Annotated in this window: 13 protein-coding genes; 10 read left to right on the top strand and 3 right to left on the bottom strand. The window is 73.0% G+C overall.

The window, feature by feature from the left end:
- Positions 1 to 2 precede the first annotated feature (2 nt).
- The 4 genes from ACIHAR_RS32080 to ACIHAR_RS32065 all read left to right on the top strand — a co-directional run bounded on the left by ACIHAR_RS32080 (position 3) and on the right by ACIHAR_RS32065 (position 5724).
- Positions 3 to 2126, top strand: a complete 2124-nt coding sequence (locus ACIHAR_RS32080) for a phosphotransferase family protein (protein ID WP_400022877.1) — start codon at positions 3 to 5, stop codon at positions 2124 to 2126.
- Between the two features lie 71 nt (positions 2127 to 2197).
- Positions 2198 to 2815: a TetR family transcriptional regulator gene (locus tag ACIHAR_RS32075; RefSeq protein ID WP_365470192.1), complete on the top strand. Its 618-nt coding sequence runs from the start codon at positions 2198 to 2200 to the stop codon at positions 2813 to 2815.
- Positions 2816 to 2942: 127 nt separating this feature from the next.
- Positions 2943 to 5039 carry a HelD family protein gene (locus ACIHAR_RS32070; protein ID WP_400022876.1) on the top strand — a complete coding sequence of 699 codons (2097 nt, stop codon included), beginning with the start codon at positions 2943 to 2945 and terminating at the stop codon, positions 5037 to 5039.
- A gap of 127 nt (positions 5040 to 5166) precedes the next feature.
- On the top strand, positions 5167 to 5724 hold the full coding sequence (locus ACIHAR_RS32065; protein ID WP_400022915.1) for an HAD domain-containing protein: 558 nt from the start codon (positions 5167 to 5169) through the stop codon (positions 5722 to 5724).
- On the opposite strand, the gene ACIHAR_RS32060 is transcribed toward ACIHAR_RS32065, so the two are convergent.
- The gene (locus ACIHAR_RS32060; protein ID WP_400022875.1) at positions 5657 to 6577 is read right to left on the bottom strand and encodes an NAD(P)-dependent oxidoreductase; all 921 of its coding nucleotides are present in this window, start codon (positions 6575 to 6577) and stop codon (positions 5657 to 5659) included. The genes ACIHAR_RS32065 and ACIHAR_RS32060 overlap by 68 nt on opposite strands.
- Positions 6578 to 6630: 53 nt before the next feature.
- On the opposite strand from ACIHAR_RS32060, the gene ACIHAR_RS32055 reads away from it, so the two are divergent.
- The 6 genes from ACIHAR_RS32055 (at position 6631) to ACIHAR_RS32030 (ending at position 9568) form a co-directional block, all read left to right on the top strand.
- The gene (locus ACIHAR_RS32055) at positions 6631 to 6969 is read left to right on the top strand and encodes a winged helix-turn-helix transcriptional regulator (protein WP_400022874.1); all 339 of its coding nucleotides are present in this window, start codon (positions 6631 to 6633) and stop codon (positions 6967 to 6969) included.
- A 165-nt stretch (positions 6970 to 7134) separates the two neighbouring features.
- Complete coding sequence (locus ACIHAR_RS32050; RefSeq protein ID WP_400022873.1) at positions 7135 to 7272, top strand: hypothetical protein; 138 nt, start codon at positions 7135 to 7137, stop codon at positions 7270 to 7272.
- Between the two features lie 108 nt (positions 7273 to 7380).
- Positions 7381 to 7590: a hypothetical protein gene (locus ACIHAR_RS32045; RefSeq protein WP_400022872.1), complete on the top strand. Its 210-nt coding sequence runs from the start codon at positions 7381 to 7383 to the stop codon at positions 7588 to 7590.
- Positions 7591 to 7769: 179 nt separating this feature from the next.
- Positions 7770 to 8222, top strand: coding sequence for a helix-turn-helix transcriptional regulator (locus tag ACIHAR_RS32040; RefSeq protein WP_365470177.1), 453 nt, complete (start codon positions 7770 to 7772; stop codon positions 8220 to 8222).
- A gap of 96 nt (positions 8223 to 8318) precedes the next feature.
- Positions 8319 to 8978, top strand: coding sequence for a hypothetical protein (locus ACIHAR_RS32035; protein ID WP_365470174.1), 660 nt, complete (start codon positions 8319 to 8321; stop codon positions 8976 to 8978).
- Positions 8979 to 9232: 254 nt separating this feature from the next.
- Complete coding sequence (locus tag ACIHAR_RS32030) at positions 9233 to 9568, top strand: DUF2516 family protein (protein ID WP_365470171.1); 336 nt, start codon at positions 9233 to 9235, stop codon at positions 9566 to 9568.
- Positions 9569 to 9697: 129 nt separating this feature from the next.
- Here the strand turns inward: ACIHAR_RS32030 and ACIHAR_RS32025 are convergent, their stop codons facing one another.
- Both ACIHAR_RS32025 and ACIHAR_RS32020 read right to left on the bottom strand, forming a co-directional pair.
- Complete coding sequence (locus ACIHAR_RS32025) at positions 9698 to 11077, bottom strand: PP2C family protein-serine/threonine phosphatase (RefSeq protein ID WP_400022871.1); 1380 nt, start codon at positions 11075 to 11077, stop codon at positions 9698 to 9700.
- Positions 11078 to 11357: 280 nt separating this feature from the next.
- On the bottom strand, positions 11358 to 12443 hold the full coding sequence (locus tag ACIHAR_RS32020; RefSeq protein WP_400022870.1) for an NlpC/P60 family protein: 1086 nt from the start codon (positions 12441 to 12443) through the stop codon (positions 11358 to 11360).
- Positions 12444 to 12842: the final 399 nt, after the last annotated feature.

The following is a 12842-nucleotide window of genomic DNA, read 5'->3' as shown; positions in this document are numbered from 1 at the left end:
CCGTGTTCCGGAACTTCGCGACGTTCGCCACCGAGACGGCGCAGCCGACCAGCGGTCACCACAACCACAACTACGTGGTCCCCCTGACGGAGGACGTGGCCCGCCTGCTGGGCCGGCAACCGGGCACGAACGTGACGGTGCGGATCCCGCGCTCCGGCGCGCCGTCGGTGGTGATCAGGACGTGGCGCCGGGAAGCCGCGATCCTGGACGCCGTCCGCGGCGCCCTGCACCATGCGCCCGAGTGCCTCGTCGAGCAGCCGGGGTTCGCCATCCACAGCTATGTGGAAGGGACGCCGCTGTCCGCCGTCTGCGTCAACGGCAAGCCCGTGGACACCCTGCTGGTGGAGGCGCTGGCCGAGTTGCTGGCCCGGATGACCGAGGTGCGCGTGGGCGCGCTGCCGCCCCTGCCCGCTGCCTGGCCCGCCGGCCGTACCGACACCCAGGGCTTCCTCAGGACGCTGGCCCGGCTCGCCGACCAGCAGATCCGCAAACCCAACTGGCACGAGTTCGGCGGACTGTTCACGGCGCTCGGCATCCCCGAGGACGCCCTGCTGCGCTTCGCCGAGCAGGTGCCCGCCATGACGCGGCGGCCGTACAGCCTGCTCCACGCGGACCTGCACCGGGACAACGTCATCGTCTCGTACGACGGCGATCCGCCCCTCGTCTGCGTCGACTGGGAGCTGGCGACCTACGGCGACCCCCTGCACGACCTCGCGACGCACCTGGTGCGCATGCGGTACCCGGCCCAGCAGCGGTCCGAGGTGATCGACGCGTGGCTCGCGGCCATGCAGCGGGTACGTCCTGCCGCGGTCCACGGCCTGGGCCGGGATCTGCGCCACTACCTCGACTTCGAGTGGGCGCAGTCGGTCTATCCCGACGTCATGCGGGCGGCGCGGTCGCTGGAGGAGTCGTGCACGGGGAAGCGGCTGGACGAGGCGACGGCTGAGGTGCGCCGGGCGCTGAAGACGGCCGCGAGGCCGCTGGGGCTCAGGAACGTGCCGACGAAGGACGAGATCGAGAAGGCCCTCATCCGGTGGCTGGCCTCGCGTGGCGACGGCACGGGAAGCGCCTGGATCCGCTACGCCCTCGGCTGGCGGCCGGACCCCCGCGTGCCGGAGGACCCGGCCTTTCCGGCGCGGGCGGTGCGGCAGGCCCTGCTCGCGGAGGGAGCCGCACCGGCGGGCCGGGTGTTCAAGGGCACCGCCCACCTCAACACGGTGATCCGGATGCCGGGCGGCGACATGCCGGTGGTCGTGCGCCGCAAGCTGCCCAACGTCTCGCGCAGGGAACCCAGTTACCTGAGCGAGCACGCCGTCCTGCGGGCCATCCACGAGTCGGGCGCCGTGGTGGCGGCGCCCAGGGTCCTGGCACTCGGCGAGAGCTACACGGATGATCGTTTCGCCATCCACACCTACGTCGGCCCGCGCATCGACCAGCCGCCCCGCCACCCCGTGAACGGTCTGCGCCCGCACGAGGCCGACGGGCTGGTCGACCAGCTCTGCGCGCTGACGCACGTGGACTACAAGCTGGTCGACCCGATCGCGGGGGAGGGGGCCTTCTACCAGTGGCTCACGGAGCAGCTCGTGCATCTCGTGCGGACGTTGCCCAAGGAGTCCATGCAGCTGGCCCGCACACTCGGGCTGCCCGACGACGACCGCCTGCGGGACATCCTGTCCCGGCACCGGGTCAGCGACCGGCGGCCCACCCTGCTGCACGGCGACCTGAACCCCTGGAACCTCGTGTGCCGCGACGACCACCTGGGCGTCACCATCATCGACTGGGAGATGGCCATCGTCGGTGACCCCCTGTACGACCTGGTCCGCCACATGCACCTCACCCCCACCCGGCGGGAGATCAGGGAACGGATGTTCCGGCGCTGGGAGCGGCAGCTTCCGCACGAGTACACGAGGGACTGGCGGCAGGACTGGCACGTCTACCGCTGGCTGGAGCTCGTCCGCTCGGCCTACATCGACCTCGACCGCCTGGTGACGGGGGCCGGACTGGACGCCCCCAACGTCCGCCGCGCCGTCGACTCCTACGCGACGACCCTCGCGGCCGCCACCGCCTCCCTGGGCCTCCCCCTGCCCGCCACGGCGAACCCGTACCTCGCCCGGGCGCTGGCCTGACGTCCGCCGGGCGCCGTCCTGACCGGCGCCGGCGTCCGCCCCTCGCCACCCGGCATGCGTAGGCTCCCCCCATGAGCACCCCCGGCCTGCGTGAGCGCAAGAAGCAGCGGATGTTCCGGACCGTGTCGGACATCGCCGTCCGTCTCTTCGTGGAGCGGGGCTTCGACGCGGTGTCCGTCGCCGAGGTCGCCGCCGCGGCGGAGATCTCCAAGCCCACCCTCTTCCGGTACTTCCCGGCCAAGGAGGACCTGGTCCTGTACCGGATCGCCGACCATGAGCGGGAGGCGGCGGACGTGGTCGCGGAGGCGCGGACGGCGGGGGTTCCGCCGCTGGCCGCCCTGCGCCGGCACTTCCTCGACGGGCTGGCCGCCGCCGACCCCATCACCGGCCTCAACGACCACCCCCAGGTCCGCGCCTTCTACGCCCTCCTCTACGGCACCCCCTCGCTGGTCGCCCGCCTCCACGCCCACCTGGAGCGGTCCGAGGCCGCGCTGGCCGACGCCCTCGGCGGTGACGTCGACGCCCGGCTCGCGGCCGGCCAGATCGTCGCCGTGCGGCGGATCCTCGCCCAGGAGAACTGGCGGCGAATCACGGCGGGGGAGCGGCTGGAGGACGTACGGCCGGACGCGGTCGCGGTGGCGGAGCGGGCCTTCGGGATGCTGGAGGCGGGGCTGCCGCACCTGACGTGAGGGAAGCCCGGGGGCGTGGTGAGGCTGCGGGCGCTGAAGAGGCCACTGACGCGCGGACCTGCTCGGCGAACGAATGAGGCTCGGTAAGAAATGTAACTGAGTAACGTTATTGGGTACGCTCGTCCGCATGACGTCACCCGACCCCGTCCCCACCCGTGCCCCGAGGGACCCCGCACCGCTCCACGCCGCTCTCCTGCGCGAACGCGCCCACCACGACGCCTGCCGTGCCGCGCTCGCCGCGATGGTGGCGGGCGCCGACCTCCAGGTCGTCACCGGCGAGGACGTCTCCGCCTCCGGAGCCGACGCCGAGGTGCTCGGCCACCGGCTGCGCAGCCACGCCAAGGCCCTCCGCGAACTCCCCGAAGGCCCCCTCTTCTTCGGCCGCCTGGACTTCGCCGAGGGCGCCGGCGGCGAGCACGACGGCCTCGGGTACCACGTCGGCCGCCTCCGCATCAGCGAGCACCCGGCCGCCCCGCCCCTCGTCGTCGACTGGCGCGCCCCCGTCTCCCGCGCCTTCTACCAGGCGAGCGCCCGCGACCCGCAGGGCGTCGCCGTCCGCCGCCGTTTCGGCTGGGCGCCGGGCAGCCGGGGCGACTCCGCCGACCTGACCGGCCTGGAGGACGAACACCTGTCGGCGGGCGAGGCCGGGGAGCCGGGCGAGACCGACGGACCCGTCGTGAGCGCCCTCGTCGCCCGCGAGATCGAACGCCCCCGGGTCGGCCCCATGCGGGACATCGCGGCGACGATCCAGCCCGAGCAGGACGACCTCGTACGGGCGGACCTGGCCGAGTCGGTGTGCGTGCAGGGCGCTCCCGGCACCGGGAAGACCGCCGTCGGCCTGCACCGGGCCGCGTACCTCCTCTACACCCACCCCCAGCGCATCCGCCGCGGCGGTCTGCTGATCCTCGGCCCCAACCGCGCCTTCCTCTCCTACATCTCCGAAGTCCTGCCCTCCCTCGGTGAGACCGGCGTGCGCCAGTCCACCCTCGCCGACGAGATCGCCGGCCACCCGGTGACGGCCACGGACCCCGCACGCACCACCGCCGTCAAGCACGACCCGCGCATGGCCGAGGTGCTGCGCCGGGCCCTGTACGGCAGGGTGACCGCCGGCGGCGCGGACGACCTCACCGTGCCGGACGGTTCGTACCGGTGGCGGGTCCGGGGCGACGACCTGGCGCGGATCGTGACCGACGTCCTCGCCGAGGAGCCGCCGTACGAGGTGGGGCGGGAGCGGGTGCGGAGCCGGATCGTGCGCCGGATCCAGGAGCAGGCCGAGCGGCGGAGCGGGCCCCGCCCGGCGTCCTGGGTGCGCAGGATCGAACGGGCACGGCCGGTGAGCGCCTGCGTGGACGCGGTGTGGCCGAAGGCACGGCCGGAGGAGGTGCTGGCCGCGTTCCTCTCCGACCCGGCGGAGCTCGCGGAGGCGGCGGCCGGCCTGCTGGACCCGGAGGAGCGGCAGGCCCTCCGCCTGCCGCGCCCGCCCCGCTCCGTCCGGTCCGCCCGCTGGTCCGCCGCCGACCTCGTCCTCCTCGACGAGCTCGCCGGGCTCCTCGAACACCCGCAGGGGTACGGCCACGTCGTCGTCGACGAGGCGCAGGACCTCTCCCCGATGGAGTGCCGGGCCATCGCCCGCCGGGTGCCCTTCGGGTCGCTCACGGTCCTCGGCGACCTGGCCCAGGGCACCACCCCGTGGGCCGCGCGCTCCTGGCGCGAACTCCTGGCCCACCTGGGCCGCCCCGACACGAAGGTGGTCCCGCTGACCACCGGATTCCGTGTCCCCGGAGCGGTCCTGGACCTCGCCAACGGCCTCCTCGCCCGCCTGGGCACCGACGTACCGCCCGCCCGTTCCCTCCGGCACGACGGCGAACTCCGCATCCGGCGGGCGGACGGGGACCTCCCGGAGGCGGTACTGGCCGCCGTCCGCGACGCCCTCGCCCACGAGGGCTCGATCGGCGTCATCACCACGGCGGCGGACGCCCCGCTGGTCCGGCGGACGCTCACCGAGGCCGGGCTCGCCGTTGCGCTCGGCCCCGAGGACACGGCCACCCGGGTGACGGTGCTCCCCGCGACCGAGGTCAAGGGCCTCGAGTACGACCACGTCGTCGCCGTCGAACCGGCGGCGATCGCGGAGGCGGAGGAACGGGGGTTCAACCGGCTGTACGTGGTGCTGACCCGGGCGGTGTCGCGGCTCGAGGTCGTGCACGAGAAGGCGTTGCCCTGGTGATGAGGGTGCCCCGGTGGCGGGTGCCTTGGTGACGGGGTGCCTGGGTGGCGGGTGCCTCGCTGACGAGGGTGCTTCCCACGGCGGAGGCTCTGGCCGCCCGCGCGGGGGACGCGTGATGCTGGAGGCGATGCTGCTCTTCCTCGACGTCGACGGCCCGCTGATCCCGTTCGGCGGGCCGGGCCCGTACCCGCACCACGGCCCCCGCGCGGCGGCCGGTACGTCTCCGTCCCCGCCCGCGCATCCGCTCCTTCCCCGCCTCGACCCGGCCCTCGGACCTCGTCTGCTGTCCCTGGGGTGCGAGCCGGTGTGGGCCACCACCTGGCTGGACGACGCGAACGCCGTCGTGGCGCCGTGGCTCGGCCTGCCCCCGCTGCCCGTGGTCGACTGGCCGGACACGCCGGCGCCCCGCGGCCCGCACTGGAAGACCCAGCCCCTGGTCGCCTGGGCGGCCGGCAGCCCCTTCGTCTGGCTCGACGACGAGATCACCGCCCTCGACCAGGCCTGGGTCGCCGCCCATCACCCGGCGCCGGCCCTCCTGCACCGCGTGGACCACCGCCGGGGCCTCACGGACGCCGACTTCGCGGCGCTGGAGGACTGGCTCGCACAGCGGCGCGCGGCTACCGCACCGGCTGCTCCTTCTCGCTCCGCTCCTCCTTCCCTGCCAGTTCCTCCACCACCCGGATGAACCCGTCCGCCCCGTGCCCCCGCCCGATGACGCGACGGGCCTGCCCCTCCGCCGCGCGCATGACGGCCGCGTCGATGCCGTGCGCCTCGGAGGTGTGGACGATGTGCGTCATCGTCACCGCCGCCGAGGTGATGGGGTAGGCATCGCCGGAGAAGGTGCCGGCGTCCGCCTCGGCAGCGGTCTCCTCGAACTGGGCGGGGAGGATCGCCGCGATGCCCGCGGCGTAGGGCGCCAGTTCACGGGCGGTGATGCCCTCGGCGCGGGCCACGGCGACGGCGTGGGCCCAGCCGGCCATCGCCGTCCAGAACACGTCGAGCAGCGCCACGTCGTGGGCGGCGGCCCGGCCGATCTCCTCGCCGAGGTGGGTGTGGGTGCCGCCGAAGGTCCGCAGCACGGGCAGCTGCTCCTGGTAGAGCTCCGCGGGGCCGCTGTACAGGAACACGGCGGCGGGCGTCCCGATGGTGTCCGTCGGCGTCATGATCGCGCCGTCCAGGTACCGCACACCGTGCCCTGCCGCCCACTCGGCGGTGTCCCGCGCGCGGGCCGGGGTGTCGGCGCACAGATTCACGACGGTGCGGCCCTTCAGCGCGGTGGTGACCGGCTCCCGCCGCAGGACGGCGTCGGCGGCGTCGTAGTCCCGGACGCACACCACGGTCAGCCCGCTCGCCGCGACGGCCTCCTCCGCCGTACGCGCCCCCACGGCGCCCCGCCCGACCAGCTCCCGGTCCCGGCCCGGGGTCCGGTTCCAGACGGTGGTCCGCAGTCCCGCGTCCAGGAACGCGCCGGCGAGGGCACGCCCCATGGGACCCAGCCCGAGGACGGTGACCGAGTCGCCGATCGACGATGAGGACATGACTCAACTCCCTTAAGATGACGAATGATTGATGGCAAAGGGGGAGGAAGCGGATGACGCGCAAGCGTGCCCAGGACCTGAACGTCTGCGGAGTGACCGCCGCGATCGCCGTGATCGACGGCAAGTGGAAGACCAGCCTGCTCTGGCTGCTGGAGTCCGGCCCGCACCGCCCCGCCGCACTGCGGCGGCTCCTGCCGGGACTCAGCGAGAAGGTACTGACCCAGGCGCTACGGGAGATGGAGGCGGACGGCCTGGTGCACCGCGAGGTGCACGACGTCCTCCCCCTGAAGACCGTCTACTCCCTGACCCCCTTCGGCCGCGAACTGTCCGAGGCCCTGGCGCCCCTCTCCGACTGGGGTCACCGCCGGCTGTCCCGTCTGGCCGCCTCCTGACCACCCGCCACCAGCGTCTCCGGAGGGGAGTCCGCTGCCAAGTACCCACAAAAAAGTGGGTATCGCACGCACCCACGCCTGGGATGATCCGGGTCATGGATCGGCTCCCGTACTCGGCTGCCTGGCTGTCGCGGTGGCGCGACGACCACCGGCGCCGTGCGTGCCATGACCGCGACCTTCGAGACCACGTACGGCCACCCGCCGGGCAGGAACGACGTACGGACCGCCGACGAGGACGACCTGCGCGCCGCCCGTGACTACGGGCGGGACTTCCAGGCGTTCCCCGAGAGGGTGACCTTCTAAGAGTCGATCGGCGAGGTCGCGCCGGCGGACGTCGGCAACGGCTGCTTCATCCACCCGGCGCGTGACGTCCTGCGCCGGCTCGCGGAGGAAGGCCCGGTCGTCGTCCCGATGGCCGACGACCCCCACGGCATGGTGACCGGCTCGAACGGCGGGGGCCTCCTCTACGTCGCGGACTGGGGAGGCGCGGTCCACCGTTCCCGTGCGGCGTCGACGGACGACGGCGAGTTCGACAAGGTCGCCGACGACCTGCCGCAGTTCCTAGACCGGCTGCGGCGGTGTGTCACACGCTTCGTGACGAGGGTGAGCCGGGAGAGCTAGCCGGCGAGGGGGCCCACGGGACGGCCTGGAGCCGCGCCGGACGGCCAGGAATCCCGCCGGCCGGCCTGGGCCCCGCCGGTCGGCAGGGAGCCCCGGAGTGGCGCGCTCCCCGCGTGGCACGACACACTGTTGCAAGCGGGTGCTTGCAATAGTTAGCGAAGCTGAGGCACGCTGGAGGCATGGCATCGCTCAACGTCGGCAATCTCGGTGAGTACCTGCGCGAGCAGCGGCGGAACGCCCAGCTCTCGCTGCGGCAACTCGCCGACGCCGCCGGGGTGTCCAATCCGTATCTGAGCCAGATCGAGCGCGGGCTGCGCAAGCCGAGCGCGGAGGTGTTGCAGCAGGTCGCCAAGGCCCTGCGGATCTCCGCCGAGACGCTGTACGTGCGCGCCGGCATCCTCGACGCCGAACGGGACCGGGACGAGGTCGAGACGCGGGCCGTCATCCTCGCCGATCCCACGCTGACCGGGCAGCAGAAGCAGGCGCTGCTGCAGATCTACGAGTCCTTCCGCAAGGAGAACGGATTCACGGCCGGCGACGGCGCGGTGGACGCCCAGGGCGAGGACGCCGCCGTACGCGACACCCGCGCGGCCGGCGGCAGCGACGCCGATCCGCAGCAGACGGCCGGTTGACCGGACCAGGGGACCGGCCGCCGACTGCGGACCCGCACCACCGACATCCACGCACGCGACCAACGCGAACAACGCGAACACGGGAGGACCATCACCATGGCCATCACCGACGACCTGCGCAAGACCCTGACCGACCCGACCCCCCTCTACTTCGCCGCCGGCACCGCCGACCTGGCCCTGCAGCAGGCGAAGAAGGTGCCGGGCCTGGTCGAGCAGCTGCGCACCGAGGCCCCGGCCCGGTTCGAGGCCGTCCGCAACACCGACCCCAAGGCCGTCCAGGAGAGGGCCGCCGCCCGCGCCAAGGAGGCCGGCGCCAAGGCCAAGGAGGCCCAGGAGACGCTCCAGGCCAAGGTCACCGACTTCATCTCCACCCTCGACGGCGACATCAAAAAGCTCGGCACCACCCTCGACGCCGACCTGAAGAAGCTCGGCGAGACCGCCCAGGACCTCGCGCTGCGCGGTGTCGGCGTCGCCGCCGAGTACGCCGTGAAGGCCCGCGAGACCTACGAGAAGGTCGCCGAGCACGGCGAGCAGACCGTGCGGACCTGGCGTGGTGAGGCCGCCGAGGAGATCGAGGAACTGGCCATCGTCGTCGAGGGCAAGGACACGCCGAAGACCGAGCCGGTCACCCTCAAGGAGGAGCCGAAGCCCGCCGAGGCCAAGGCCGAGCCCGTTCCGGCGAAGAAGGCGGCCCCCGCCAAGAAGGCTCCGGCCCGCAAGGCCACCGCGAAGAAGACGATCCCGCCGGCCAGGTGAGACCGGCCGCGGGGCGGACACGCACACCGGAACGCGTCACGGACACGGCCGGACGGGCCGGCACCGGCAGCCGTACGGAGCCCGGTGGACGTACGGATGCGGACGAATGCGGACGCGTGCACGAATACGGCGACGGGCCGGGCACTCGAGCGGTGCCCGGCCCGTTGTACGGGTAGCGGGAGCGCGGTTGCGGGTACGGTGACCGCGTAAGGACGAGACGAGGCGTGCCGAGTCGGGTGGTGGACGTAGTGCTGATGGAAGGTTTCGCAGGGTTCATGTCTCTGCTGAGCCTGGCCCTGATCGTGTTCAGCGGCTTCGCTCTCTTCGACGCGGCCATCCGCCGCGAGGACGGCTACCGGGCTGCCGACAAGCAGACGAAGCCGTTCTGGATGATCATCCTCGGGATCGCCTTCGTGGTGAACCTGATCTTCCCGATCCTGTCGTTCCTGCCGATCATCGGCCTCATCGCGACCATCGTGTACATGGTCGACGTCCGTCCCGCCCTGCGCTCCCTGCCGGGCGGCGGCCGCAGCCACCGGGGCGGCTCCAGCAGCGACGGCCCGTACGGCCCGTACAACGGCGGCCGGTAAGCGGCATCCGAAGGGGGCACAGCCCCCTTCCAGGCGCGCGGGGAACCGTGCGACCAGCCCCCGCCGGCCCCCCAGCCGGCGCTCCACGCCCCCGAAACGGCGCGTCCCCCGGCGCTTCCCAGCGGAGCGCTACCGCACCCGGTCCAGCAGGACCACGGCCACGTCGTCGGTCAGCTCGCCGCCGTTCAGCTCGCGGACCTCGTTGACGGCCGCTCGCAGCAGGTCCTCGCCGCGCAGGCCCGCGGCGAGCTGGCGGCTGATCATCTCCACCATGCCGTCCTGACCCAGCCGCTCCCGGCCCTCGCCGATCCGGCCCTCGATGAGGCCGTCGGTGTAGAGCATCAGGCTCCACTCCGCGCCCAGCTCCACCTGCAACCGCGGCCAGCGGGCGCCCGGCAGCAGACCGAGGGCGGGGCCGTTGCTGTCGCACGGCAGCAGCCGGGGCGGCCGGTCCGGGCGGGCGATCAGCGGGGCCGGGTGGCCGGCCAGGCACAGTCCCGCCCGGCGGCCGTCGGGCGCGATGTCCACCGTGCACAGCGTCGCGAAGATCTCGTCGTCGTCGCGCTCGTGCTCCAGCACCTGCTGGAGGGTGTTCAGCAGCTCGTCGCCGCACAGCCCGGCCAGGGTCAGCGCCCGCCAGGCGATGCGCAGCTCCACGCCCAGGGCGGCCTCGTCCGGGCCGTGGCCGCAGACGTCGCCGATCATGGCGTGGACCGTGCCGTCCGGGGTGCGGACGGTGTCGTAGAAGTCGCCGCCGAGCAGGGCGCGCGAACGGCCGGGACGGTAGCGGGCGGCGAAGCGCAGCGGGGACCCCTCCAGGAGGGGGGTGGGCAGCAGGCCGCGCTCCAGGCGGGCGTTCTCCTGGGCGCGCAGTTTGCCCTCGGCGAGCCGCCGCTCCGCCGTGTCGGAACGCTTCCGCTCCACCGCGTACCGGATGGCGCGGCTCAGCAGCCGGCCGTCCAGTTCGTCCCGGAAGAGGTAGTCCTGGGCGCCCACGCGCACCGCTTCGGCGCCGCGCTCGGCGTCGCCGGACGCGGTCAGCGCGAGCACGGCGTGCCGGGGCGCGAGCCGGAGGACGTGCTTCAGCACGGCCAGCTCGTCGTCGTCGCCGGTCCGGCCGGGCGCGGGCAGCGCGAGGTCCAGCAGGATGCAGTGGACGTCGTCGGTGAGCAGCCGCTCGGCCTCGGTGAGGTTGCGGGCGGTGCGCACGCGGATCGGCTTGCCGGCCGCGTCGAGCAGGTCGGGGACGATCGGGGCGGCCGTGGGGTCGTCCTCGATCAGCAGCAGTGTGAGGTTGGTGTGGGTGGCGGCGCTCACGCCGTGGGGGACGCCGTCGCCGGGCGTGGCGTTGTCCCCGACCGTCGAGTTCGTCGCTTCGTCGCGATGGCCGTTCCGGTCGTCCGTGCGCGGGGCTTCTTCCTTGGAGGGGCCGCCGACTGCGGGCGCGGCCTGCGCCTGACCACACTCCACGGCCGGGATCGCTCTCTGCCGCGGTACGGGTACGGGCATGGTGTTGGGTTCCTTCCCTCCCCCCGAGGGCATGGCGGGGACGAGGGACCTCGACCCACCGACGGGGACCATAGCGGCAGAAGGCGCCGCAGCGGAATGGCATGGAGCACGCCGCTTGATCTCAGGCCACTGTCATATGCCGCGATCCCTACCGCAGTTGGGCAGGGCGGGAAGGGTGCGGGAATGACGAACGTCACGTCGGTACGGGGTTTGGCGACCGACGGGGGTGTCGTGGCTCACGTGTCCGCCGTCACGAGCAACCGCCCCCCTGTGCCCGCCCTCACACGCCGGGCCGCACCACCCCGAGGATCGGCATCGAACCGGCCCCCGCGAGGGTCACCGTCCGGCCCGGGCGCGGGGCGTGGACCATCTTGCCGTCGCCCACGTACATCGCCACGTGGCTGGCGTCGTCGAAGTAGATGATCAGGTCGCCGGGGCGCATGTCCGTCACGGCCACGCGCTTCAACTGCCGCCACTGCTCCTGTGAGGTGCGCGGGATGGCGACGCCGGCGTCCGCCCAGGCCTGGGAGGTGAGTCCGGAACAGTCGAAGGAGGCCGGGCCCTCGGCGCCCCACACGTAGGGCTTGCCGATCTGCGCGGTGGCGTACCGGACGGCCTTCTGGCCCTGCGCGGTGGCCTCGCCCTTGATGTCGTCGAGTACGCCGGTGTCCAGCCAGGCGTTCTGCGCCTGCTGCGCGGCCTGTTCCTGGAGTTGGGCGAGGCGCTCCTTCTCCTCCTTCTCGAGCTGGGACTCGAGCTTCTCGGCCGCCGCGATCTGCTTCTCGATCTTCTTCTGGGCCTCCGCCTTGGCCTTGCGGTTGACCTCCAGCTTCTGCCACTGGGCGGAGGCGTCCTTGGCGTACTGCTCCAAGTCCTGCTGGGTGCGCGTCATTTCGCCGAGCAAACCCTTGGTCGCCCGCTGCCCCTGGATCACCCGGCCCGCCCCGTCGAGGAACTCGCCCGGATCGTCGCTGAGCAGCAGCTGGGCCTCGTCCGGCAGGCCGCCGCTGCGGTACTGCGAGCGGGCCGCGGCACCCGCGCGGTCCTTCAACTCCGCCAGCTTCTCGCGGCCCTTGACGATCTTCTTCGCGAGCTCGACCAGCTCCGCGGACTGCGTCTTGGCCTGTTCCTCGGCCGCGTTGTAGGCATCGGTGGCGACCGCGGCGTCGTGATAGAGCGTGTCGAGCTTCTTGCGGACCTCCTCGAGGTCCTTGCTGTGCGAGGGCGGCAGGGTGAGGTTGGGGGCGGTCGTCGGCGCCGGGCTCGGATCCGGACTCGCGAACGCCGTACCCGGCACCGCGAGAACGGTGACCGCGCAGACCACGGTCACCGCCGCCGTGATCAGGCCCCGCTTGCCCGTACCCATAGATCCCCCAAAACCTGATTAACCGTCAGTAACTTACGGCCGCTTGAGGGATCGTGCCATGCCACGCCTGAAAACGACAGAGGCAGTCCTTCCCCCCGCTCCCACCCCGCCATGACGAAGTCCCCGCCTTTGTGACGAACACCTCAGGAAGATCGTTCCCGACACCACCCCACCCACGGCATCGCGGCCGCCTCCGCCGAAAAGACGGCCCCACCCGGCAACCCAACCGGCCGCCGTACGCGGCGCAACCAGAACGCTCCCGCGGGAGTTGATGCCGGCGCCGGCGCGCAGCCGAAACGCTCCCGCACCCGCCATCGCACCGGAGCGGATGCCGGCGCCGGCGCGCAGCCGAAACGCTCCCGCATCCGCCATCGCACCGGAGCGAATCATGGCGACGCG

This window comes from Streptomyces sp. NPDC052016, assembly GCF_044548445.1.
GTDB lineage: Bacteria > Actinomycetota > Actinomycetes > Streptomycetales > Streptomycetaceae > Streptomyces.
This window is presented reverse-complemented; position numbering and strand designations above follow the sequence as displayed.